Origin of the sequence: Methylobacterium sp. WL7, from assembly GCF_008040085.1 — a bacterium.
Taxonomy (GTDB): domain Bacteria; phylum Pseudomonadota; class Alphaproteobacteria; order Rhizobiales; family Beijerinckiaceae; genus Methylobacterium; species Methylobacterium mesophilicum.
Genome location: NZ_VRVG01000058.1, coordinates 1 through 23,589 on the forward strand (window position 1 = coordinate 1; position 23,589 = coordinate 23,589).

Consider the following 23,589-nt stretch of genomic DNA (forward strand, 5'->3'; position numbering starts at 1 on the left):
CTCCCGACCCCCTTCGGGGGCCACCCTCCCCCGCAGAGGGGGGAGGGAGATCCCGCGGCACCGGCCAGATCAGCGCCGTGGTCTCGGCGAGATCGCCGACGTAGTTGTGCGACAGCCGGAACAGCACCGGGTCGATGCGCGCCTCCACCAAGCCGCGTATCAGGGCCGGCTTGGCTTCGCGAAAGTTCAGCGTGCCGGTCATGGCGCCCAGCGCGTAGCCGCGCTCCGGATCCGGCGTGCGCGCGAAAAAGTCCTGGAGCAGGCGCAGCTTGGCGTTGCGGCGCGGCTCGTAGGCGAGGCGGTCGAGGAGGTGGGCGAAGTCGTTCACGCGGCCACCTCCGGCTCGGCGACGCCTGCGGGGGCCGGCTCCGCCTCACCGTCGTCGCCGTACCCCAGCAGGTGCAGCGGCTTGGCCTTGATCCCTTGCGTCCCGCACCAATGGACCAGCGCATCCTCCTGGCCGTGGGTGACCCAGACCTCCCCGGCGCCGGTGTCCCGGATCGTACGGCACAGGTCCGGCCAGTCCGAATGGTCGGAGATGACCAGCGGCAGCTCGACGCCCTTCTGGCGCGCGCGGGCGCGGACCCGCATCCAGCCGGACGCGAAGCAGGTCACCGGGTCGGGAAACTTGCGCGACCACAGGTCCTGCATCGCGCTGGGCGGACAGATCACGATGGCCCCGTGAAGGTCCTTGCGGTCGGCGGCCACGACCTTCGGGGTATCGCCCAGGGGGATGCCCTCGCGCTTGTACAGCTCGGTCAGCTTCTCCATCGCGCCGTGCAGGTGGATCGGCCGGTCCCAGCCCTCCTCGCGCAGCAGCGCCATCACCCGTTGCGCCTTGCCCAGCGCGTAGGCGCCGACGATGTGGGCGCGCTCCGGGAACAGGGCCACGGAGGCCATCAGCTTGCGGACCTCGTCCCGCGTGTCCGGATGCGTGAAGACCGGCAGGCCGAAGGTCGCCTCGGTGATGAACACGTCGCAGGGCACCACCTCGAACGGCAGGCAGGTCGGGTCCGGCGCCCGCTTGTAGTCGCCCGACACCACGACGCGGACGCCGTCCCGTTCGATGGCGATCTGGGCGGAACCGAGCACGTGCCCGGCGGGGGCGTAGCGCACCGTGACGTCGCCGACGCGCAAGGCCTCGCCGAGCCGGGCCTCCTGGCGCTGGCGGCAGAAATCCTCGCCGTAGCGCACCGCCATGATCCGCAGGGTTTCCGGCGTCGCCAGCACGTGGCCATGGCCGGCCCGGGCATGGTCGGCATGGCCGTGGGTGATCAGCGCGCGCTCGACAGGCCAGGTCGGATCGACGTGGAAGCCGCCGAGCGGACAGTAGAGGCCCTCTCGGGTCAGGGTGAGGAGATCGCTCGCGCGTGTCGGCATCGGGTCCGCTGCTGCCGGTGGAGTCCGCCGGTGGCCCCGGTATATAGGCGCCTCCGACCCGGCAGACGCATGGCCACGCAACACAGTTCCGGCGACCTCCTCGCCGACCGCCGCTATCGCTACGCCGAGGCCTGCCTGGCGGATGGCGACCATGCCGGGGCCGCCGACCTCGCCGAGCAGGCGCTGGAGATCGCACCCCGCTACGCGCCGGCCTGGCTGGTGCTGGGCCGTGCCCGGGAAGGGCTGGCCGTCGGGGGCGACGACCCGGCCCTGAGGGCGGCCGCGACCCGGGCCTATGCCTGTGCCCTCGACATCGACCCCGACGATACCCTCGGCGTGCGGGCGCACCTCGTCCGCTTGGGGGAAGGCGGCGGCCTGCCGGCCCTGTCGCCGGCCTATGTCCGGGCCCTGTTCGACGGCTACGCCCCGCGCTTCGAGCGCCACCTCGTGGACGGGCTGGGCTATGTCGGCCCACAACTGCTCCACGATGCCCTGCCGCCGGACCCTGAGCGGTTCGACGTGGCGCTCGATCTCGGCTGCGGCACAGGCCTGATGGGCGCGGCGATCCGTGACCGGGTCGGGCACCTCACCGGGGTGGATCTGTCGCCCGGCATGCTGGCGGTGGCGCGGACCAAGATGCAGCGCGGCCTCCCGCTCTACGACCGTCTGGCCGAGGGTGACCTGGCGGCCTTCCTGGCGGCCGAGCCGTCGGACTCCGCCGACCTCTGCCTGGCGGCGGACGTGCTGATCTACGTGGCGGATCTCGCGCCTGTGCTGAAGCAGGTCGCTCGCGTGCTTCGGCCCAGGGGCCTGGCCGCCTTCACGGTGCAGTCTCATGACGGCGACGGCGGCCTCCTGGGCGCGGACGGGCGCTACGCCCACGCCCACGCCCACGTCACCGCGGCGGCCTCCGGCGCAGGCCTGGAGGTCTTACGGCTGCACGAAGCCGATGTGCGGCGCGAAGGCGGCCGGCCGGTGCCGGGCCGGGTCGTCGTGCTGCACCGCACACGCCAATGATTCCCCCGGCATGAAACTGCTTGGCTGTTCGTCCATTGTCTGTCGGCCGCACGACAGGCGGCGATGGGATCGGGGATTGGCATGGCGGATTTCGGCGGCAGGGATGATGGGCGCGCACCGGAGCGCAAGCCCGACCTGCCAGCGGACCGGTCTTTTCCGGCGGATCCCCGGACGCGCATCTCCTTCGCCATCGCGCTGGCCATGCTGGCAGGATGCGCCGATTCCATCGGCTTCCTGGAATTCTCGCAGCTGTTCATGTCGTTCATGTCGGGCAACACGACCCGCTTCGGCGTGGCGGTGTCCAACGGCGACTGGGAGAACGTCACCCGGGTCGCCAGCACGATCAGCCTGTTCTGCTTCGGCGCCTTCCTGGGCACTCTGATCGCCGCCTGGGTCGGCCGCTGGCGGCTGGCCGTCCTGCTGACGCTCCAGGCGCTGCTGCTCGCGGGCGGCCTGCTGATGCCCTGGGGCACCTTCGCCTATCCGCTGCACGCCTACCCGATCGTGCTGGCCCTGGGCCTGCAGAACGCGACCCTCCAGGACGAGGGCGGCCGGTCGCTGGCGCTGACCTACGTGACCGGGGCGGTGGTGCGATTCGGGACGGGCTGCGCCAACCTGCTGCTCGGCACGGTGGCCCCGTCGTTCTGGATCCAGGCACCGCTCTGGGCCGGTCTCAGCACCGGCGCGGTGCTGGGTGGCCTGCTCGATCTCCGCTACGGCGAATCCGCCTTCCTGTTCCCCGCCGGCCTCGCTGCCATCCTGGCGCTGATCGCGATCGCGCTCACCATCGCCAAGCCCGGCAGCACCCTGGTCGCCGGCTCGTCGCCCGCCCCCGACGCGAGCCCGAAAGCGGAGGTGATCGACGCGATTCACTAGGTCGCTCGCCGCGGAAGCGGAGGCTCGCTCGGCGTGAGCGAGCGCGTCACATCAGGGACGTAGAGCCGGCTCGGCAGCTTATCCGAGCTGGAAGCGGGCCGGCTCAGCCCTCGGAATCCCGGTAGCTGCCGCGCCCCTGTTTGACCACGGCGCGGCTCTTCTTGGCTCCGATGCGCCGCTCCTTCGAGCCCTTCGTGGGCTTGGTCGCGCGGCGGATGGGCGGCGGCGGCTTGGCCGCCTCGGTGACGAGATCGACCAGCCGTTGCAGCACGTCCGCCCTGTTGCGCTCCTGGGTCCTGTGCCGCTGCCCGGACAGGACCAGGACGCCGTCCTTGGTCAGGCGCCGGCCGGCGAGCTTGTACAGGTTCGCTCTGACCCGCTCGTCGACCGAGGGCGAGGCCAGGACCGACCAGCGCAACTGGACCGCGGTCTCGACCTTATTGACGTTCTGTCCGCCCGCCCCGGAGGCGCGCATGAAAGACAGCTCGATCTCGTCGTCCGCGATGACGATCCGCGCGTTCACCCGCAGGGGCATAATGAGCTCCGGTCCACGCCCCGGTGCGAGGCCGGCAGTTGGCAGCCGCCTGTGTGCCAACACACCGGCGCGAGCGAGAAACCCATGATCTCTGGGATGCGCGCCGGAACCACGATCGCCATATCCCTCGTACCGGCCCCCGGGCCGCGCCGGACCGGCGAGGTCCGGCTTCAGGCAGCTTCGGCCGGGGTCCGGGCGCGCAACGCCAGTGCGTGCAGGCCACGCCCGAAAGCCTCGTCCATGAGAGCGTTGACCAGGCGGTGCCGCTCTACGCGGCTCTTGCCCTCGAACGCCGACGCGACGATGTCGAGCCGGTAATGGGTCTCGCCCCCGGGCCGCGCGCCGGAATGGCCCGCATGCAGGTGCGATTCGTCGATCACGTCGAGGTGAGCCGGCGCGAGTTCCGCGCGCAGCTTCGCCTCCATCCAGCCCCGAAGGGTGCCGTCCTCACCAGTCCCGTCCGTCATCCTGCCCTCACCTCACGTCGCCGGCATCCGTCAAGCCCGATCCCGCGCATGCGTCATCAGGCCCGGTGCTCTTGTGTCTCCGGTTTGCCCCCTCATAATCGGCCCGTCATGGATCTCAACTCGCGCCTGTTCGACAGCATCCGGATCAGGAAACCGTCCTGCGACGAGCCGAAGCCCGCGGCCGAGGCCCTGTGCGAGAGCCCGGGCTGCACCCGGCCGGGCCCGCACCGCGCTCCGAAGGGCCGGAAGGCGGAAGGCCAGTACTGGCGGTTCTGCATCGACCACGTCCGCGCCTACAACGCGAGCTATAACTACTTCGACGGCATGAACGATGCCGCCGTCCAGGCCTATCAGAAGGACGCGATCATCGGGCACCGCCCGACCTGGGCCATGGGCGTGAACCCCGCCGGCCAGGGCAAGCCGGCCGAGGAGCCGACCCGGGACTGGGCCTACGTCGATCCGCTCGGCATCCTGCGCGGCGCGGGCGTCGGCGACGGACGTCGGCGCAACAAACAGCCGGAGCCGGAGAAGCCCCGCCGCACCGCCACGGTGCGCCGCGCCCTCGACGTCATGGGTCTCGAGGAGGGGGCGGACGGGCCGGCCATCAAGGCGCAGTACAAGGCGCTGGTGAAGCGCTTCCACCCCGACGCCAACGGCGGCGACCGCTCGTTCGAGGAGCGTCTGCGCGACATCATCCGCGCCCACGACGTCTTGCGTGCCGCCGGCCTCTGCTGACGGCGGCACGAACGATGCACTCCGGAGCGCCGTGAGGCCGCACCGGAATCCCCTTCGACGGTGATCGCTCTAGGATAAGGCAAATGGCCGGGCGGACCCTATATGGGGCTCATGCCGGTCGGTGGCGCCGCAGCGCGCCGCCGTTTAAGGATTGAGTCCGCCCCGCGGCGGATGCCCGGCTCGACGTTCTTCCGCGCGGATGCTCCCTTCCTTCGGGCCGGAGCCGCCGCGCCTCACGAGGTTCCGAATGCTCTCTGACGACACGCCCGCCGCGCTGCCCGACCGCACCGTCTCCGTCCGCGAGGTCTTCGGCATCGACCTCGACCTCAAGGTCCCGGCCTATGCCGAACCCGAGGAGCACGTCCCCGATCTCGATCCGGATTACATCTTCGACCGGGAGACGACGCTGGCCATCTTGGCCGGCTTCGCGCGCAACCGCCGCGTGATGGTCACGGGCTATCACGGCACCGGCAAGTCGACCCATATCGAGCAGGTCGCGGCCCGGCTGAACTGGCCCTGCATCCGGATCAACCTCGACAGCCACGTCTCGCGCATCGACCTCGTCGGCAAGGACGCGATCGTCCTCAAGGACGGCAAGCAGGTCACCGCCTTCCAGGACGGCATCCTGCCCTGGGCGCTGCAGAACAACGTCGCCCTGGTGTTCGACGAGTACGATGCCGGCCGCCCGGACGTGATGTTCGTGATCCAGCGCGTGCTGGAGTTGTCGGGCCGGCTGACGCTGCTCGACCAGAAGCGCGTGATCCGCCCGCACCCGGCCTTCCGGCTGTTCGCCACCGCCAACACAGTCGGCCTCGGGGACACGTCGGGCCTCTATCACGGCACCCAGCAGATCAATCAGGGCCAGATGGACCGCTGGTCGATCGTGACCACCCTGAACTACCTGCCGCATGACCGCGAGGTCGACATCGTGCTCTCGAAGGCGCTGCACTACCGCAGCGACCAGGGCCGGGACATCGTCAACCGGATGGTGCGCGTGGCGGACCTGACCCGCAACGCGTTCATGAACGGCGACCTCTCCACCGTCATGAGCCCGCGCACGGTGATCACCTGGGCTGAGAACGCCGACATCTTCAAGGATGTCGGCTTCGCGTTCCGGGTGACCTTCCTGAACAAGTGCGACGAACTCGAGCGAACCCTGGTGGCCGAGTTCTACCAGCGCGCCTTCGGCAAGGAACTGCCCGAAAGCGCACTGAACGTCGCCTTAAGCTGAACCGCATGGAGGACGCCATGGCGCATCCGGCCTCGACACGCGAGGACGCTCCTGCGGCTCCGCATGCCGACGGGCGGACGCGCTATGCGGACGACCTCTACACTTGGGTCGAGGAGCAGGTGGCGCTGCTCCGCGCCGGCCGGGTGGACGCGCTCGACCTCGACAACATCGCCGAGGAGCTGAGCGACGTGGGGAGCGCGCAATACAGTCAGATGGAAAGCGCTCTGCGCGTTCTCATCATGCACATGCTCAAATGGGATCAGCAGCCGGAGAAACGCACGCCGAGCTGGATCTACGCGATCCGCGAGCAGCGGCTCCGGTACGCGAAAATTCTGCGGAAGAACCCGGGTCTGAAGCCGCATCTCAACACGATGTGGGACGAGATCTATACAATCTCACGCAACTGGGCGGCGGATGAGTGCCACCTCCCTCCGGGCGAGTTCCCTCCAGAATGTCCCTTCACCTGGGATGATCTGCTTGAGCGCCCCTTCGACCTCGATTCGATGAAGACGTAGCCCCGCATGTCCATCTCCAACCGCAAGCCCGGCGAGCGCCGCGAATCCGTGGCCGAGCCCCTGAAGCGCTCGGTGGCCGGGTGCCTGCGCGCCATCGCCCGCCGGTCGGAGGTCGAGGTCACCTACGCCACCGACCGGCCGGCGCTCACCGGTGACAAGGCTCGCCTGCCAGAGCCCCCGCGCAAGCTCTCGGCGCAGGACGTGGCAGTGCTGCGCGGCAATGCCGACGCCATGGCGTTGCGGCTCGGCTGCCACGACATCGCCGTGCACCGGCGGCTCGCCCCCGAGAACGCCGCCGCCCGCGCGGTCTACGACGCGGTCGAGCAGGCCCGCGTCGAGGCGATCGGCTCGCGGCGGATGACCGGCGTCGCCAGCAACCTCACGGCGATGCTGGAGGACCGGTACCATCGCGGCGGCAAGTACGAGACCATCACCGACAAGGCCGACGCACCCATGGAGGACGCCGTCGCCCTGATGGTGCGCGAGCGCCTGACCGGGCAGCAGCCCCCCGAGGCGGCCGCCAAGATCGTGGAGCTGTGGCGTGCGCATATCGAGGCCAAGGCCGGCCCGAACCTCGACGGGCTGATCGGGTCGATCGAGGACCAGCGTAAGTTCGCCCGCTCGGTGCGCGACCTGCTGACCTCCCTCGACATGTCGGACGAGACCCCGTTCGACGCCGAGGATGACGAGAACGACGACGAGAACGACGCCCAGGACGACGAGCAGAACCCGAGCGAGGGCGATTCCGAGGAGAAGAGCCAGGGCGAGCGCGCCGAGATCGAGACCTCGGAGGAGGCCTCCGACGAGATCGAGGAGGGCGCGCAGGAAGCGGCCGACGCGCCGTCCGGGGAATTGCCCGACGAGTCCGAGGATGGGGAAGCCGAGGAAGCCTCCGAAGCGTCGAAGCCGCCCCAGCGCCAGGGCAACGAGGCGCGCGGCCCCGAATACCGGGTGTTCAACCCCCGGTTCGACGAGATCATTCACGCCGAGGAGCTGTGCGACGCCGACGAGTTGGCGCGCCTGCGCAGCTACCTCGACAAGCAGCTCTCCCACCTGCAGGGCGTCGTCGGCCGCCTCGCCAACCGGCTGCAGCGCCGGCTCCTGGCGCAGCAGAACCGCGCCTGGGATTTCGACCTCGAGGAGGGTCAGCTCGATCCGGCGCGCCTCGTGCGCGTGGTCATCGACCCCTATCAGCCCCTCTCCTTCAAGCAGGAGAAGGACACCAATTTCCGCGACACCGTGGTCACGCTGCTCCTCGACAATTCCGGTTCGATGCGTGGCCGGCCGATCACCGTGGCGGCGACCTGCGCCGACATCCTGGCGCGGACGCTGGAGCGCTGCGGCGTCAAGGTCGAAATCCTGGGCTTCACGACCCGGGCCTGGAAGGGCGGCCAGAGCCGCGAGGCGTGGCTCGCCGCCGGCAAGCCGACGAATCCCGGCCGCCTGAACGACCTGCGCCACATCGTCTACAAGTCGGCGGACGCGCCGTGGCGCCGGGCCAGGAAGAATCTCGGGCTGATGATGCGCGAGGGTCTTCTCAAGGAGAACATCGATGGCGAGGCCCTCGACTGGGCGCACAAGCGCCTGCTCGGGCGGCCCGAGCAGCGCAAGATCCTGATGGTGATCTCGGACGGCGCACCAGTCGACGATTCGACCCTGTCGGTCAATGCCGGCAACTACCTGGAGCGGCACCTGCGCTGGATGATCGAGGAGATCGAGACCCGCTCGCCGGTGGAACTCCTGGCCATCGGGATCGGTCACGACGTGACCCGCTACTATCGCAGGGCGGTGACGATCATCGACGCCGAGGAGCTGGGCGGCGCCATGACCGAGAAGCTCGCCGAACTGTTCGAGGAGAACAGCTCCTCCGCACCTGCGGGCCGGTCCCTGCGTGCGGCCGGCGGACGGCGCTGACGAATTGCCGGGAGCCCGGCGCCGCCTTCAGGCCGCCCGCCGGGCGAGAGGCGGGAAATGCAGGCCGCCCGCGATGCGATTCCAGGCGTTGATGGTGGCGATCGCCACGGTCAGGCTCAGCGTCTCGTCCCGGCTGAACAGCGGAGACGGTTCGGCGATGGGCGCCGCCCCATCGGCCATGCGCGTGAGATGTTCGGCCCAGGCCAGGGCCGCGCGTTCGCGGGGCGAAAAGACCGGGCTGTCGCGCCAGACGGCGATCGAGTCGATGATGTGATCGGCAAGGCCGAGGCGGCGGGCTGTGTCGAGGTGGAAGCCGACGCAGAACGCGCAGCCGTTGATCTGCGAGACGCGGATCTTCACGACCTCGCTCAAGCGCTTGTCCAGGCCCGCCTCATCGACGGCCCGGCCGAGGGCGAGAAGCGCGGCGTGAGCGTTCGGCAACGTGGTCCTGAACAGGTCGTATGAAAAGCCCGCATCGTCATACGATGCCACATCGGACATGCTACGCACTCCCGCCATCCGCGATAGAATCAGAGCACGAACAACATATCAGCACTCTGATAACAGGCAAGGGATGATGCCATGGATGAGCTGCCGCGGGCGGGCGAAGGCAAGCGCGGCATCGACGGACATCTCGGTTATCTGTTGCGGCAGGCGGCTCACGCGCACAGGCAGCGCGTCGAGCAGCGGTTAAGCGGCGCCTGCCTGACGCTGCCGCAATTTTCCGTCCTGACGATCCTAGCCGCCTATCCCGGCCACAGCAGCGCGGATCTCGCGCGCCTGGCGCTCGTGACGCCGCAGACCATGAGCGTCATCGTCGCGAATCTGCTGAAGGCCGGCCTCGTGGTGCGGGAACGGCACCGGATTCATGGTCGCATCCAGACCATAAGGCTGACTGCCGCCGGTGAGGCGATGCTCGAAGCCGCCAAGCGGCACGTCTATGCGCTGGAAGCCGAGATGCTGAACGACCTCACGCCCTCGCAGCAGACGGAGATCCGGCAATGGCTGACGCGAATCGCTCAGGCGCCCGGATAGGCGATGCCGGTCCCGAGCAGGCAAGCGTAAACCGCCGCGGCATGGCCTGCCGCGGCGGTTTATGTCGTCCGATCGGTGAAACGCGTAGAGCGCCCGAGATCAGGCCGCGACGGCCGTGGTCTCGGCGAGCTTCTTGTGGATCTCGCGCTTCAGCAGGCGGGCGGTCTGCGACAGGTCGCCCTCGCCGGCCTTGACCAGGAATGCGTCGAGGCCGCCGCGGTGCTCCACCGAGCGCAGGGCATGCGCGGTGATGCGCAGGCGCACCCGCTTGCCCAGCGCGTCCGACTGAAGCGTGACATTGCACAGGTTCGGCAGGAACCGGCACTTGGTCTTGTGGTTCGAGTGGCTCACGAGGTGGCCGACCTGAACGGCCTTGCCGGTGAGTTCGCAGCGGCGCGCCATGATGACTAAAATTCCCGTCTCGTTCCGCCTGAAAAGACCCGACCGCAAGCGGCGCGATCATCGTCGCAGCGGGCGGTGCCCGATACGTATTCCAGGTCCAGCGGAGTCCTGTTGAAGGCGCGAGCCTATAGGCGACCTGGACCCGTTGCGTCAAGCTCCGCACCGCCTCGACATGTCCCGGGCGGTCGCCCAACGGTCTGTTAACCACGATGCCGGGATATAACCGGCATCTGCTCGAAGAAGGCCAGCGCCTCGCCTGCACCGAGCGTCGAGAGCCTGTCGTACGGGATCGTCCCGCGCGGCACCCTTGGCCCAAGTTCCCCTGGGATGCGATCCGGATCATGAGCGCCACGCCTGTCCGTCGGACGATCAAGCCGCTGACGATGCGCCTTCTCGGCACCGTGCTCGCCGTCGCGACGCTCGGTGCCCCGGCCGAAGCCGCTCGGCGCGCGAAGCGGAGCGCCGCAGCCGCCCCCGCCACGGTGACGGTCGATTACAGCATCAACCTCGCGGGTCTGCCGATCGGCACCGCCCGGCTCGCCGGCAGCTTCGAGCGCGACCATTACCTGATGGACGTCTCCGCGACGCTGACCGGGCTGGTCGGGGCGATCACCGGCGGCAGGGGCTCGGCCCGGGCGTCAGGTACCTTCTCGGCCGCGCCGCAGCCCGGCGCGTTCTCGATCGCCACGCACACGGCGAGTTCCGGGATCGCGGTGCGCATGGCGCTGGCGCACGGCAACGTCGTGCAGGCCGAGATCACGCCCCCCCTCGTCGACATGCAGGACCGGGTGCCGGTCACGGCCGACCACAAGCGCGGCATCATGGATCCGGTGAGCGCCCTGCTGATGCCAGCCCAGGGCCGGGGCGAATTGCTCGATCCGGCCAATTGCAACCGCACCCTGCCGGTGTTCGACGGCGCGACCCGCTTCAACGTGGTGCTGAGCTACGCCGAGACCCGCGCGGTGCAGAAACCCGGTTATGCCGGCCCGGTTCTGGTCTGCACGGCCCGCTACCAAGCGGTGGCCGGCCACAGGCCGGATCGGCCGGGTGTGAAGTTCATGGAGGACAACCGCGAGATGTCGGTCTGGCTCGCCCCGGTCGAAGGGACGCGGGCACTGGTCCCGCTGCGAATCTCGGTGCTCACCACCATCGGTACCAACATCATCGAGGCGACGCGCTGGACCCAGGGCGCCGCCACCGGGACGGCCGGGGCGAGCGTCGCGCAGGCGAGCTTGCCCGCGCAATAGCGCCAGGCTCAGCGCTTCGCCTTTGACCGGCGGCCTCTTTCCGGGCACCCCGTGCGCCCGCGGCGGAGAGGATGGAGAACCATGGCGAAAGGCTACATCATCGTCCGGATGACGGTGACCGATCCGGAGACCTACGCGGCCTATGCCGAGATGGCCTCTACGGCGATGCGGCTTCACGGCGCCAGGCCCCTGGTGCGGGGCGGGCGCAGCGAGGCGCTGGAGGGCGAGGCCCGGCCCCGCAACGTCGTGCTGGAATTCGATTCCTACGACGCCGCACGGGCCTATTATCGCTCGCCGGAATACCAGGCGGCCAAAGCGAAGCGCCTGCCCGCCGGCATCGGCGAGGTCGTGCTGGTCGAGGGCGCCGACTGAAACAGTCCGCTCACGCGGCGAGCGGCGCCCGGCCGTAATGCATCGCGTAGGCGTTCTCCACCGCCGGGATGATCTCGACGATCGTGAACAACCGGTCCCAGAACGGCGTCTCGCGCAAGGCTTCGACGACGCTTTCGTAGGCGTGATGCTCGCTGGCCTCCCAGACCCAGAGATCCGTGACCCGGGCCGTGTAGAATTCGGCGTCGTAGAAGCGCATCGTCACGGAACCCGCGTGGCGGCGCAGGATCGGCTCGAACACCTCACGCAACCGGGCGAACCGATCGTCGATCGACATCGCCAGCCACTCGGGCGAGGTCTTCACCAGCATGAAGACGGTGAGCTTGGGGTTGAAGGTCTGGTGGGACATGCGCTCTTTCATTCCGCGAATCGGTTGGGACGCGGCGATGATGCCCGCGGGCGGCCCTGCGGCGAACTCGCGTTCATGACCGCCCGAACGGCACGGGGGCCGCTGCTCAAGCCCCGGAAAAACCCGGAACAATCGCGGTCTGCCGAGACGGTGCGGATGATCCTCGAAGGCGCGGCTCGCGTTCTGGAGGAGCGCGGGCTGGCCGGCTACACGACCAATGCCGTGGCCGAGCGGGCCGGCGTCTCGGTCGGCTCGGTCTACCAGTACTTCCCCGGCAAGGACGCGCTGACCGCGGCCCTGGTCGCGCGGGAGACCGGCCTGCTGATCGCGGCGGTGCACGCCGCGGCCGAGGCGGCGACGCCGGAACTCGGACTGCGGCGCATCGTGCAGGCGGCCGTCGCCCATCAGATGTCCCGGCCACGTCTCGCGTTGCTGCTTGACCGCGAAGAGAACCGGCTCCAGCCGGCCGACAGCCTTGACGCGGTCCACCGGGCGATCTCGGACGCGTTCCTGACCCTGCTGGCACGCCTCGAACCCGGACCGCCCGTCGCGATCGAGATTGCCGCGGGCGACCTGTTCGCGGTTGTGCGGGGCATGGTGGATGCCGCCGGGGAGCGGGGCGAGCAGGCCGGCGATGCGCTCGAACATCGGGTCCTGCGCGCGGTGTTCGGTTATCTGGGGTTGCCCACGGGGCTGCCGTGATCCGCGGGTCGGGTAGCGCGGCCTACGACCGGGTCGCGCAGTATTTGAGATCGCGCGCGATCGAGCGCCAACGGATGGCATCGCGGTGGACGGACCGGTAGACCCCGGATCGGATGTTACCGACGACGGCCAACAAACCCCGGCGCCTGTCGCGCGAGACGTAAACCTGCTTCCTCTGTTGCAGTTGGTGCAAGGCTCTCTGAAAAAAGTGAATCGCTTTTTCGCGATCGAACAGAGGAAATGCCGCCCGCGTCTCATCCGGAAGATCGCGGATCACAGCGATCATGTCGGCCGTAGCGGTTATGTAATCATCAAGTTCCTTAATGGGATCATGCGCCTTCCCTTTGTGGCTGCGGCGCCCATCCCCAAACAGGTTCGTCGCATGCTGCCGGTACGTGACCAGCGGCAGACTCAGTTCGGCAGTCTCGCCAACCACTTGGCCGAGAAAAACGATCCATCGATCGTGGGCGATCTTCTCTTTCGGCACGATGAAGTCTCGGAACCGTGCCTCGATATCCGCGAGATACAGCAGTTCTCGCCGAAAAACAATTGAAAACCCAAAGAACGTCAGCCAGGGATCGTAACTGAGCGGCGGCTTAACACCAGTGCTTCGGATACCCTGTGTAAATTTTACTAGCTTACCAGTGGACTGATCGAGGCTCGCAGCGGCATGCACGATCATGGAGATATTAGGATTTTTAAAGTACTTGGCTATACGTTCAAGTTTTTCGGGATCCCAGATGTCGTCCTGATCACAGAACGCCACGAAGTTTCCCTTCGCCGATAAAGCGGCTTTCAAAAAGTTGTCGCGAAATCCTAGATTCGTTTCGTTTACGTTAATTCTGATAGGTACTTTGGAATTTTTCGCAATTGATCTAACTAAAACTAATGTTTCATCCGTCGATCCGTCATCGGAAACGATGATCTCGATCGGCTTAAAATTTTGGTTGATGACGCTCGCTAGCTGCTCCTCGATGAATACTGAGCCATTATACGTAGCGATAACCACCGAAACAGTTTTACTTGCAGCATCCATGCCCACCGGCCTTGACATCCCACATTTTTGAGTTGAAAACTTAATTCAACATCGAACGGGGCACAAAGTTTTTACCAGCCCCCTTAAAGTCTGTCGTTATTATAGCATGGCTGGATAAAGTTGGGAATACCGGCCCTATCGGACCCACGCAGGCATTGCGCAGCCCTCGACGGCATTCGAGGGATTGCAGCTCTCTCAGTATTGTTATTCCATTTGGGTCGTTGGCTAGACGCGCCAAACATGGCGGTCAACGGGGGCCTGTCGGTCGATACCTTCTTCACTCTCAGCGGCTATGTTCTGGCCCGTGCCTATGCCCTCCGCCTACGAAATATGTCCGTGGCTGAATTCATGGCCATTCGGCTGATCAGACTGATACCGATCATCGTTCTGTCCATTCTGATCAGCGCTCCTTACGTCATCGCGAGAAACTATCTGCTCAGCACAGAGACCCAAATAGCCGCGATAGTCCTGGCAATCCTGCTTGGAATGATGAACATTCCTTTTTTCAATGCCCCGCCCCAGATTGGCGGCCCTCAAATATTCCCCCTGAATGGACCGCAATTCTCGCTCTTCTTCGAAATAGTGGCGAATTATGTCTGGTGGCTGCTGCGGCATGTCGATCAGACGTATCTCTCGCTGGGTCTGTACGTCCTGTGCAGTGCGGCAGTCATCCTGGTCGGCATCGGCGGCGACACGACCGACAATTTTCTCCTCGGGTTTGCTCATGTTGGGTCCTCGTTTTTTGTCGGCGTCCTAATCCACCAGTTCAGCGGCGCCTTCGTTTCGAGCCGGGCCAACACGTATATATTCGTCGCGTTATGCGTTCTGATGATTGCGATCCTTTTTTCATCGTTCGAACTTACCCTCCGCGAACGGCTCGTCTGGAAACTCGCCCTGGCCCCGATGCTGGTGTTCAGCGGATCAGCCATTCCGATGAAGGGCCTACCGATGAGGATTTCGCTCATGCTCGGCGAGCTATCATATCCGGTTTATGCCTTACACTATCCAATATTCTGCTGGATCAACGGAATTTATCAAAAAACAACCGGCAGCAAAAGCATCGCTTTGGAATGCGTGACCCTTGTCGCCGTGACGATAGCAGCGAGCTATGTCTTCCTGCGCTATTATGACCAGCCTGCAAGGCGCTATCTTTTAGATATCTTCGCATCTCTGAAGGCGTCGCGCTCAAGCCGAGCCGAATACAGCCGTTGAGGGTTTCGAGGCGTTTCGATCAGAACTGACGTCCTGACATGCGGTGCGCTGCACGCCGCGAAGATCCACGGAAGATTCTGATATGACACTAAGGTCTCGGCGCCGGGAATCGGTCTCAACTGCCATTAAATCTTTCATATTTTCGGCGATGATCCGCGCATGGACCGATACCGCCTTCGCACCACCCTGACCGTCGCGGCCCTCGCCTTCGCCGCGCCGTCAGCGGCCCAGCCGCTGACCGCAGGATCAGGCAATCCCGGCTGCGGCGGCGATGCCTTCTCGTCAGCGCAGGTGATCGAGCACCGGCCGCCGCGGCATGGCCCGTTGGTCTCGGTCCCCGACACCCTCTGCGCGGACGTCGCGCCCCAGCCCGGATCGCCGGCCATGCAGATCGTGGTCGATCCGCTGATTATGCCGCAGGTTGGCAGCGACCCGGGTGATATCCCATATGGGGGAGGACCGAGGCGGCCCTATCGTCCCTGACGCGACCGGCCGTACGAGACCTCCCGCCCGCGCCATGACGGCGCCGCGCCGGCCTTCCCGTCCGAAGGAACCGCCGACCATCGACGCGCCGCTCCGCCCCCTCCCCCGCCGGTCCCTGCCGCGCGACGCCCGCGCCCGCGGCGTGACGGCGGTCCTCGGACCGACCAACACCGGCAAGACGCATCTTGCGATCGAGCGGATGCTGGCGCACCCGACCGGCATGATCGGGCTGCCCCTGCGGCTGCTCGCCCGGGAGGTGTACCTGCGCGTGGTCGCCAAGGTCGGCCCCGAGAAGGTCGCACTGGTCACCGGGGAAGAAAAAATAAAGCCGGACCGGCCGCGCTACTGGATCTGCACCATCGAGGCGATGCCGCGCGACCTCGACGTGGCCTACGTCGCCATCGACGAGATCCAGCTCGCCGCCGACATGGATCGCGGCCACGTCTTCACCGATCGCCTGCTTTACGTGCGCGGCCGGGAGGAGACCCTGCTGATCGGCTCCTCGACCATGCTGCCGCTGGTCCAGGCGCTGATTCCGAACGTCCACACCACGACCCGGCCGCGGCTGTCGAAGCTGAGCTTCGCGGGGGAGAAGCGGCTGTCGCGCCTGCCCCGGCGCACCGCAATCGTCGCCTTCTCGGCCGAGGAGGTCTATGCCATCGCGGAGCTGATCCGACGCCAGCGTGGGGGCGCCGCGGTGGTCCTCGGGGCGTTGTCGCCCAGGACCCGCAACGCCCAGGTCGAGATGTACCAGGCCGGGGACGTCGACTACCTCGTCGCCACCGACGCGGTCGGGATGGGGCTCAACCTCGATGTCGATCACGTCGCCTTCGCGGCGAACTGGAAATACGACGGCACCCGGTTCCGCAAGCTGACGCCCGCGGAGATGGGACAGATCGCCGGCCGCGCAGGACGCCACCTCTCGGACGGGACCTTCGGCTCCACGGGGCGCTGCCCGCCCTTCGAGCCCGAGATGGTCGAGCGGCTGGAGAATCACGACTTCGACCCGCTGCGCATCCTGCAATGGCGTAACCCGGACCTCAGCTTCGGCACCCTGGAGGCGCTGCAGGCGAGCCTCGACGAGCATCCGCGCGAGTCAGGTCTGACCCGGGCGCCGATGGGCCAGGACCAGCAGGCCCTCGAGATCCTGATGCGCGAGGACGATATCCGCGACATGGCGCGCAGCGCTTCCACCGTGCGGCGGCTCTGGGACGTCTGCGGCGTGCCGGATTATCGCAAGGTCCACCCGCAGGTGCATGCGGACCTCGTAGCCCAGCTCTACCGTTTCCTCATGAAGGGCATGGCCGGCCGCATCCCGGACACGTGGTTCGCCGAGCAGATGGCGATGATCGACCGCACCGACGGCGACATCGATACGCTGTCCCGGCGGATCGCCCAGGGACGCACTTGGACCTTCGTGGCCAACCGCCCCGATTGGCTGCGCGACCCTGAACATTGGCAGGGCGAGACACGTCGGGTAGAGGACAGGCTGTCAGACGCCCTGCACGAACGCCTCGCGAGCCGCTTCGTCGACCGGCGCACAAGCGTCCTGATGCGGCGCCTGAGAGAGAACACGATGCTCGAAGCCCAAATTTCCGCCGACGGTGACGTCACCGTCGAGGGTCAGCATGTCGGTCACCTGCATGGATTCCTATTCGTTCCTGATGCGAGCGCAGAGGGGCACGAGGCCAAAACTCTGAGGAGCGCCGCCGAGAAGGCGCTTTCCGGGGAGATCGAGGCCCGGGCCGACCGCTTCGCGGCGACGGCCGATTCCACCCTCGTGCTGGCGCATGACGGGATGATTCGCTGGACCGGCGCCCCGGTGGCGAAGCTGACCCCCGGCGAGAAGCTGTTCGCGCCGCAGATTCGGCTGCTCGCCGACGACAGCCTGACCGGCGCGCATCGCGAGAAGGTCGAAGCGCGCCTCGATGCCTGGCTGAAGGCCATGATTGTGCGGCTCCTCGGCCCGCTGATGGAGCTCGAGACCGCGGGCGACCTCGTCGGCCTCGCCAAGGGCATCGGCTACCAGGTCGTCGAGGCTCTGGGCGTGCTGGAACGCTCCAAGGTCGCCCAGGAGATGCGCAGCCTCGACCAGGAGGGGCGCGGGGCGCTCCGCCGGCACGGCGTGCGATTCGGGGCCTACCACATCTTCCTGCCGGCCCTGCTGAAGCCGGCGCCGCGGACGCTGGCCGCCCAGCTCTGGGCCCTGCGCAACGGCGGCCTCGACCAGCGCGGCCTGGACGAGATCGCGCATCTGGCCGGCTCGGGCCGGACCTCGATCAAGGTCGATCGGGAGATCGCCAAGGGCCTCTACCGGGCAGCCGGCTTCCGGGTCAGTGGTGAGCGGGCGGTGCGGGTCGACATCCTGGAGCGGTTGGCCGACCTGATTCGCCCGGCGATCGCCTACCGCCCCGGCACCACGCCGGGCGCCCCGCCGGAGGGTACGGCCGACGGCGATGCGTTCGTGGCCACGGTCGGCATGACCTCGCTGGTCGGCTGTTCGGGCGAGGATTTCGCCTCGATCCTGAAGTCTCTGGGCTACTCGCTGGAGGCCCGCCCCGGTCCCGCCATCACGGTGCCGCTGGTGCCGGCGGCCGCGACCGCGCCGGTCGTCGTGACCCCGCCATCCGAAACTGCCCCGGCAAGCGAGACCGGCGAGACCGATCCCGGCTCGCCGAGCGAGCTGACCGGAGACGAGGCCGACGCTGCCGCGCAGGCCGCGCAGGCCGCGACCGCGGAGGCCTCCGGTGACGGTGCTTCGCTCTCCGAGAATGCGGAGTCCGACGCCGGTCCCGAGACCGGCCCGGACGCAGAAGCTGCATCCGCTCCCGAAGCCCTGGTGGAGGCTGAGCCTGTCGAGGCTGCTGCCGACGCCTTGCCGGAAGCGGTGGGCGCACAGCAATCGGAGCTGGAAGAGACTCCAGCCGAAGCCGCGCAGGTCGCCGAAGCACCCGAATCCGAGACCCGCCCCACCACCGAGACGCCGGTCGTGGCGGAAGCGAACGAGACGGTATCGGAGACCGCCGAGGATGAGTCCGCGGCTGCGGAGGACGAAACCCCAGCGGAGCCGGTGCTGATCGAGGTCTGGCGCCTGCAGCGCCATCAGCGTCCGGCCAATCCTCGGCCGCAGAACCGCCCGCGGGGCGCGGGCCGCGGTCGCGATGGCGCTCAGCCGGGTCAGCCGGGCCAGCATCAGGGCCCGGGTCGCCCGGAGGGCGGGCGTCCCGAACACCGGCGAGCCGAAGGCGGCGATCGCCCCGGCAACGAGGGTGGCCCCCGCACCGGGCGTGACCGCGGCCCCCGCCGTGATCGCTTCGAGGGCGGCCGGCCCGAGCGCCGGGACGATCAGCGCAGCGCCGAGCAGCGCCAGTCGGGGCCGCGGCCCGACCAGCGTCCGCCGCGGCGCGAACGGGCGCCGGATCCGGATTCGCCCTTCGCCAAGCTGGCGGCGCTCAAGGCGCAGCTCGAAGCCGGCGACGGCGGGAAGCGCTGACGCCCGCGGATGCGGGAGGGTCGGCAGCGGCTCGACAAGTGGCTTTGGTTCGCGCGGTTCGCGCGGACCCGTTCCCTGGCCGCGCGCCTGTCCGAAGACGGCTTCGTGCGGGTGAACGGAACGCGAGCCGAGAACCCGGCCAAGGGCATCGTGATCGGCGATGTGGTGACGGTGGCCGCTCCTCACGCGACCCTGGCCGTGCGCGTACTCGGCCTCGGAGAGCGGCGGGGACCTGCCCCGGAGGCACGGCTCCTTTACGAGGACTTGGCCGGCGTACAGTCGACGATTGAGCTACCCGAGTGATGAACCGGCGCCACAGAGGCGCGTCGCCAATCGGGTCGCAGTCCCCTGGGACACCCGTGCGCTTGTCAGCCCGGGAGGCAGGGTCTAGAGCCCTTGGCTTCCGAAAGACTTGGTTCGACGCGAGGTTTTGCGGCGCACCATCGAAGCGCCACCTGGGCGTGTGGGCCTTCCAGGTTCCGCCCAGGCCGAACAGAATTTTTAGGACGAAGACAGCCGATGACCTACGTCGTCACTGACAATTGCATCAAGTGCAAGTACATGGACTGCGTCGAGGTGTGTCCGGTGGACTGCTTCTACGAGGGCGAGAACATGCTCGTCATCCATCCGGACGAGTGCATCGATTGCGGCGTCTGCGAGCCCGAGTGCCCGGCTGAAGCGATCAAGCCCGATACCGAGTCGAACCTCGAGACGTGGCTGAAGCTGAACGCCGACTACGCCAAGAGCTGGCCGAACATCACCCAGAAAAAGGACGCGCCATCCGACGCCAAGGAGTGGGACGGCGTCTCCGGTAAGCTCGAGGCGCATTTCTCCAGCAACCCCGGCTCGGGCGACTAGAGCCTGATGCCGCTGCGCAGGTCGGCCTGGACCAGGGTGGTTCAGAACGCGGGCCCGCGGCGGGCAAAAATGGGGTAACGGATCGCCTCACGATGTTGCGATCGATCCTTGGCTTGTTCCGCGCCTGTGGATCAGGGCCGAAACCGCATTGGACCTGCGTCAAGCGAAGCCCTGAGCCGCGAGCAGGTCATTCCTCTCCGGCTTGGCCGGTGTAAAACTCTTTCGAGGCTGCGCCTGGATCGCGCGCTTCTTCAGGGATGCTTTGATCTGTGCGCCGGATTGTGATACACAATCCGCCTGCCGTCGCTTGCGCCAGACGTGCTCCCTCAGACCGAAAAGCCTTTCGCTTTCGTGAATTAGAGGCGTGGCACGCGAACGACCGCCGAGGGTGACTTCGGCGGATGTTCCGGTGTTTGCACGGCCGCGCCGGGGAACGCCCGGATCTGTGCCTGGTGGGCACGGGTCCCGGGAACGGCGAGGCAAACCGGGTATCCCGCCCGGAAGAACACGGTTTTGCGCGGCGCGGAGCGTCGCGCGCCAGTGGAGGCCCTTCTCGCATGACCACAGCCAAGAAGACGACGACCGTTGGCCGGCAAGGCTTCAAGACCGGTGAGGCCGTCGTATATCCGGCCCACGGCGTCGGTCGCATCACCGCGATCGAAGAGCAAGAGATCGCGGGCTACAAACTTGAGCTGTTCGTCGTCTCGTTCGAGAAGGACAAGATGGTCCTGCGCGTCCCGACCGCGAAGGCCAACTCCGTCGGCATGCGCAAGCTCGCCGAACCAGACCTGGTAAAGAAGGCCCTGGACGTGCTGACCGGCCGGGCCCGGATCAAGCGCACCATGTGGTCGCGCCGGGCGCAGGAATACGAGGCCAAGATCAACTCCGGCGACCTGCTGGCTGTCACCGAGGTGGTGCGCGACCTGTTCCGCTCCGAGGCGCAGCCCGAGCAGTCCTACTCGGAGCGCCAGCTCTACGAGGCGGCCCTCGACCGGATCGTGCGCGAGATCTCCTCGGTCAACCGCATCACCGAGACCGAGGCGCTGAAGCTGATCGAACAGAGCCTGGCCAAGTCTCCGCGCCGCGCCAAGAGCGAGGCCGAGCCTGAGGCAGAAGCCGAAAGTGAGGGCGACGATATCCAGGAAGTCGCGGCCTGAAGCGCCCCTGTTTTTTTGAAGGGAAAAAGCCCGGCCCCTGGGGGTCGGGCTTTTTCGTGCCGGCACACCGGATCGGTAGCCGCTCTCGCTTTTCCGCACCCGTTCAACATACCGGGGGCTGGACGACGCGACGTTAGAACCCATGTCTCGTACGGAAACACGAAAACGTGGCCCTTCGCCTGTCGCACTGCGATGGCGTACGGCGGAACTTTCGTGATTGGCCTTCCGTTGTCGGTTGCCTGGCGCCACCGTTCGGTGACGCCCTGCGGGTTGGACGCTCCGTTCGGCGCCGCAACAGCACTCGGCAACAAGAGGCAGGCGGGATGGCTGATATCGCTGGAATTCGACGGCAGTTCATTCGGACTGCCATGGAGGCGCCCTTCCTGGCCCGGGAAGAAGAACGCGGCCTCGCCGTCCGCTGGAAGGACAACCGCGACGAGCGGGCTCTGCACCGCCTGATTTCAGCCCATATGCGCCTCGTCATCGCCCTGGCGGGGCGTTTTCGTCACTACGGGCTGCCGATGGCAGACCTGGTGCAGGAGGGTCACGTCGGCCTCATGGAGGCCGCAGCGCGGTTCGAGCCGGAGAGGGATGTCCGGTTCTCGACCTACGCGACGTGGTGGATCCGCGCGTCGATCCAGGACTACATCCTGCGCAACTGGTCTATCGTGCGCGGAGGCACATCCTCGGCTCAGAAGGCCCTGTTCTTCAACCTGCGCCGGTTGCGCGCCCGGTTGATGCAATCCACCGAAGAGCATGTCGGCGACGAGATCCACCGCCGCATCGCCACCGCCATTGGCGTCTCGCGTGACGATGTCGCGCTGATGGATGCGCGTCTCTCGGGCCCCGACATGTCCCTCAACGCCCCCGTGGGCGAGGACAACGACGCTTCCTCCGAACGCATGGACTTTCTCGTCGACGGGGCCGCGCTGCCGGACGAGACCGTGAGTGCCACGGTCGACGGCGAGAGGCGCCTCAGCTGGCTGCAGCAGGCGCTGACGGTGCTGTCCGAGCGGGAGCTACGCATCCTGCGCGAGCGCCGCCTCGCCGAGGATCAGGCGACCCTCGAGGCTCTGGGCCAGCGCCTCGGCATCTCGAAGGAGCGGGTCCGCCAGATCGAGAACCGCGCCCTGGAGAAGCTCCGCCGCGCCCTGGCCGACCGCTTTCCGGCCGCCACCGGCAGTCCACATATCGGCTGATCCTCCTGGCAAGAGGAGGCGGTCTTTCGAACGAGCCCGGCTCCTGGGCCGGGCTTTTGCGTTTCCAGCAGGGGGCTCGTTCTGGGCCCTGCTTGGAGAAAGGTTCTACGCTCCCTGCACCGCCGCGCTGCGCCGCTCCCGTCGACGCCGGCGCCGACCGGGCTCGGGGGTAGTATCGAGCCAGATCACCAACGCAAGGGCGGCAAGCGCAGGTACGCCGAGGGCAAGGAACGCGCCGGTCCAGCCGAACAATCCGTAAGATAGGCCGCCATACCACCCCGACAGGGCGCCGCCGACACCCTGCACGGCGTTGACACTGCCGAGCGCTGTTTGGGTGCGCCCGGACCCCCAGGTCAGGTCCGCCACGATCACCGGCACCGCCACGCCGACAATGCCGGAGGCGACGCCGTCCAGGACTTCCGCCGTAATGAGCCAGACCGGGTCGTCAATCAGACCCGACAGGACGGCCCGTACCGGCAGCACCGCGAACGCCACCATCAGGAGTTGGCGCCGCCCACGCCGATCCGCCAGGGAGCCGGCGAACAGCGCCACCGGCACCATCACGAGCTGTGCCACCATCACGTAGCGGGCGGTCCATGTCGTCGCGTCGGCGGCGGTGGCCACCAGTTTCTGTCCGAGCAGGGACAGCATGCCGCCGTTGCCGAGGTTGAACAGCGTCAGCGCTACGGTGAGCACCAGCAGGCGCCGGTTGCCGAGGACCTGACGAATGCCGCTACGCTGCGGCTCGTCGTCCGCGTCCTCTTTCCAACCGACCGCGCGCCGCCGGTTCCAGGCACCGGCCGGGGTTGTGAGCGTCGCGACGATGGCGGCGACCGCCATGCCGCCCAGCACCCAGAAGGCGATCGCCGGTCCGAACGTCCCCGTGCCGAGGCTGATGCCGCCGGCGGCGATCAGGATGCCGACATGGTTGAACGCCTGGTTGCGACCCTGTTGTTTGGGGAACCCGTCCTTCCCGACGATCCCGAGGGTCAGCGCGGCGATCGCCGGCAGCAACAGGGTGCCTCCCGCAGCGGCGAGCAGTTGCGCCACCAGGACCGCCGGGAAGCTGCGCGCTGGGAGAAGCAGGAGCGTGCCCGCCAGGATCGCCGCGCAAGCGAGCGCCACCAGGAGGCGAGGACGTGGAAAGCGGTCGACCAGGGCCCCGAACGGGCCGCTCAGGAACAGCGTCGCGATGCCCACGAGGGTGATGACAAAGCCCACCCGCGCCGGGCTCCAGGACGCGGCCTGCGCTAGCCACGTCCCCAGGAAGGGGCCGAGGCCACCCTGGATGTCCCCGGTGAACAGGTTGATCAGGGCGAGGTGTGCGGTGGGGCTCATGCGATCCAGGTCTGGCGA

At 67.5% G+C, this 23,589-nt stretch carries 25 protein-coding genes and 1 pseudogene; 17 read left to right on the forward strand and 9 right to left on the reverse strand.

What is annotated here, in order from left to right:
• A pseudogene (locus FV233_RS15830) lies at window positions 1-328 on the reverse strand (ATP-dependent DNA ligase); the annotation flags it as partial.
• Entirely contained in the window at window positions 325-1,380 is a 1,056-nt protein-coding gene (locus FV233_RS15835) for a ligase-associated DNA damage response exonuclease (RefSeq protein ID WP_147853758.1), read from the reverse strand. The pseudogene FV233_RS15830 and the gene FV233_RS15835, both read right to left, overlap by 4 nt.
• A gap of 69 nt (window positions 1,381-1,449) precedes the next feature.
• On the opposite strand from FV233_RS15835, the gene FV233_RS15840 reads away from it, so the two are divergent.
• Window positions 1,450-2,397 (forward strand): methyltransferase domain-containing protein, encoded by a 948-nt coding sequence (locus FV233_RS15840; RefSeq protein ID WP_147853759.1) that lies wholly within the window; start codon window positions 1,450-1,452, stop codon window positions 2,395-2,397.
• A gap of 81 nt (window positions 2,398-2,478) precedes the next feature.
• Window positions 2,479-3,273: a YoaK family protein gene (locus tag FV233_RS15845; RefSeq protein WP_147853760.1), complete on the forward strand. Its 795-nt coding sequence runs from the start codon at window positions 2,479-2,481 to the stop codon at window positions 3,271-3,273.
• Window positions 3,274-3,376: 103 nt separating this feature from the next.
• Here the strand turns inward: FV233_RS15845 and arfB are convergent, their stop codons facing one another.
• Window positions 3,377-3,808, reverse strand: a complete 432-nt coding sequence (gene arfB, locus FV233_RS15850) for an alternative ribosome rescue aminoacyl-tRNA hydrolase ArfB (RefSeq protein WP_147853761.1) — start codon at window positions 3,806-3,808, stop codon at window positions 3,377-3,379.
• A 170-nt stretch (window positions 3,809-3,978) separates the two neighbouring features.
• Entirely contained in the window at window positions 3,979-4,275 is a 297-nt protein-coding gene (locus FV233_RS15855; protein WP_147853762.1) for a BolA family protein, read from the reverse strand.
• A gap of 108 nt (window positions 4,276-4,383) precedes the next feature.
• On the opposite strand from FV233_RS15855, the gene FV233_RS15860 reads away from it, so the two are divergent.
• The 4 genes from FV233_RS15860 to cobT all read left to right on the forward strand — a co-directional run bounded on the left by FV233_RS15860 (window position 4,384) and on the right by cobT (window position 8,670).
• Window positions 4,384-5,010 carry a DnaJ domain-containing protein gene (locus FV233_RS15860; RefSeq protein ID WP_147853763.1) on the forward strand — a complete coding sequence of 209 codons (627 nt, stop codon included), beginning with the start codon at window positions 4,384-4,386 and terminating at the stop codon, window positions 5,008-5,010.
• Between the two features lie 247 nt (window positions 5,011-5,257).
• Entirely contained in the window at window positions 5,258-6,241 is a 984-nt protein-coding gene (gene cobS / locus FV233_RS15865; RefSeq protein ID WP_147853764.1) for a cobaltochelatase subunit CobS, read from the forward strand.
• Between the two features lie 17 nt (window positions 6,242-6,258).
• Window positions 6,259-6,756: a DUF29 domain-containing protein gene (locus tag FV233_RS15870; protein ID WP_147853765.1), complete on the forward strand. Its 498-nt coding sequence runs from the start codon at window positions 6,259-6,261 to the stop codon at window positions 6,754-6,756.
• Window positions 6,757-6,762: 6 nt separating this feature from the next.
• Complete coding sequence (cobT, locus tag FV233_RS15875) at window positions 6,763-8,670, forward strand: cobaltochelatase subunit CobT (protein WP_147853766.1); 1,908 nt, start codon at window positions 6,763-6,765, stop codon at window positions 8,668-8,670.
• A 27-nt stretch (window positions 8,671-8,697) separates the two neighbouring features.
• Here cobT and FV233_RS15880 read toward each other — a convergent pair whose 3' ends face one another.
• Window positions 8,698-9,171 (reverse strand): carboxymuconolactone decarboxylase family protein, encoded by a 474-nt coding sequence (locus tag FV233_RS15880; RefSeq protein ID WP_147898017.1) that lies wholly within the window; start codon window positions 9,169-9,171, stop codon window positions 8,698-8,700.
• An 81-nt stretch (window positions 9,172-9,252) separates the two neighbouring features.
• Here FV233_RS15880 and FV233_RS15885 point away from each other — a divergent pair, with 81 nt between their 5' ends.
• Window positions 9,253-9,705: a MarR family winged helix-turn-helix transcriptional regulator gene (locus FV233_RS15885; protein WP_147853768.1), complete on the forward strand. Its 453-nt coding sequence runs from the start codon at window positions 9,253-9,255 to the stop codon at window positions 9,703-9,705.
• 99 nt (window positions 9,706-9,804) lie between these two features.
• On the opposite strand, the gene rpmB is transcribed toward FV233_RS15885, so the two are convergent.
• A complete protein-coding gene (rpmB, locus tag FV233_RS15890; RefSeq protein WP_147853769.1) occupies window positions 9,805-10,107 on the reverse strand; it encodes a 50S ribosomal protein L28 in 303 nt (100 codons plus the stop codon).
• 383 nt (window positions 10,108-10,490) lie between these two features.
• Here rpmB and FV233_RS15895 point away from each other — a divergent pair, with 383 nt between their 5' ends.
• Both FV233_RS15895 and FV233_RS15900 read left to right on the forward strand, forming a co-directional pair.
• Window positions 10,491-11,354, forward strand: a complete 864-nt coding sequence (locus FV233_RS15895) for a DUF3108 domain-containing protein (protein WP_147853776.1) — start codon at window positions 10,491-10,493, stop codon at window positions 11,352-11,354.
• An 81-nt stretch (window positions 11,355-11,435) separates the two neighbouring features.
• On the forward strand, window positions 11,436-11,726 hold the full coding sequence (locus tag FV233_RS15900) for a DUF1330 domain-containing protein (protein WP_147853770.1): 291 nt from the start codon (window positions 11,436-11,438) through the stop codon (window positions 11,724-11,726).
• 10 nt (window positions 11,727-11,736) lie between these two features.
• On the opposite strand, the gene FV233_RS15905 is transcribed toward FV233_RS15900, so the two are convergent.
• Window positions 11,737-12,093, reverse strand: a complete 357-nt coding sequence (locus tag FV233_RS15905) for a darcynin family protein (RefSeq protein WP_147853771.1) — start codon at window positions 12,091-12,093, stop codon at window positions 11,737-11,739.
• A gap of 156 nt (window positions 12,094-12,249) precedes the next feature.
• Here FV233_RS15905 and FV233_RS15910 point away from each other — a divergent pair, with 156 nt between their 5' ends.
• Window positions 12,250-12,795 (forward strand): TetR/AcrR family transcriptional regulator, encoded by a 546-nt coding sequence (locus tag FV233_RS15910; RefSeq protein ID WP_238260135.1) that lies wholly within the window; start codon window positions 12,250-12,252, stop codon window positions 12,793-12,795.
• Between the two features lie 22 nt (window positions 12,796-12,817).
• Here the strand turns inward: FV233_RS15910 and FV233_RS15915 are convergent, their stop codons facing one another.
• The gene (locus tag FV233_RS15915; RefSeq protein ID WP_147898028.1) at window positions 12,818-13,831 is read right to left on the reverse strand and encodes a glycosyltransferase; all 1,014 of its coding nucleotides are present in this window, start codon (window positions 13,829-13,831) and stop codon (window positions 12,818-12,820) included.
• A 120-nt stretch (window positions 13,832-13,951) separates the two neighbouring features.
• On the opposite strand from FV233_RS15915, the gene FV233_RS15920 reads away from it, so the two are divergent.
• From FV233_RS15920 to FV233_RS15950, 7 genes are all read left to right on the forward strand, one after another.
• Window positions 13,952-15,043, forward strand: coding sequence for an acyltransferase (locus FV233_RS15920; protein WP_147898018.1), 1,092 nt, complete (start codon window positions 13,952-13,954; stop codon window positions 15,041-15,043).
• Window positions 15,044-15,202: 159 nt separating this feature from the next.
• Window positions 15,203-15,526 (forward strand): hypothetical protein, encoded by a 324-nt coding sequence (locus tag FV233_RS15925; protein WP_147853775.1) that lies wholly within the window; start codon window positions 15,203-15,205, stop codon window positions 15,524-15,526.
• Window positions 15,527-15,725: 199 nt separating this feature from the next.
• Entirely contained in the window at window positions 15,726-19,019 is a 3,294-nt protein-coding gene (locus FV233_RS15930; protein WP_246689999.1) for a helicase-related protein, read from the forward strand.
• Window positions 19,020-19,028: 9 nt separating this feature from the next.
• The gene (locus FV233_RS15935; RefSeq protein ID WP_147898019.1) at window positions 19,029-19,322 is read left to right on the forward strand and encodes an RNA-binding S4 domain-containing protein; all 294 of its coding nucleotides are present in this window, start codon (window positions 19,029-19,031) and stop codon (window positions 19,320-19,322) included.
• Between the two features lie 216 nt (window positions 19,323-19,538).
• Window positions 19,539-19,877 carry a ferredoxin FdxA gene (fdxA, locus tag FV233_RS15940; RefSeq protein ID WP_147855791.1) on the forward strand — a complete coding sequence of 113 codons (339 nt, stop codon included), beginning with the start codon at window positions 19,539-19,541 and terminating at the stop codon, window positions 19,875-19,877.
• 557 nt (window positions 19,878-20,434) lie between these two features.
• On the forward strand, window positions 20,435-21,034 hold the full coding sequence (locus FV233_RS15945) for a CarD family transcriptional regulator (RefSeq protein WP_147855790.1): 600 nt from the start codon (window positions 20,435-20,437) through the stop codon (window positions 21,032-21,034).
• 323 nt (window positions 21,035-21,357) lie between these two features.
• Window positions 21,358-22,233, forward strand: coding sequence for an RNA polymerase factor sigma-32 (locus FV233_RS15950; protein WP_007559662.1), 876 nt, complete (start codon window positions 21,358-21,360; stop codon window positions 22,231-22,233).
• 105 nt (window positions 22,234-22,338) lie between these two features.
• Here the strand turns inward: FV233_RS15950 and FV233_RS15955 are convergent, their stop codons facing one another.
• The gene (locus FV233_RS15955; RefSeq protein WP_147898020.1) at window positions 22,339-23,571 is read right to left on the reverse strand and encodes an MFS transporter; all 1,233 of its coding nucleotides are present in this window, start codon (window positions 23,569-23,571) and stop codon (window positions 22,339-22,341) included.
• Window positions 23,572-23,589 lie beyond the last annotated feature (18 nt).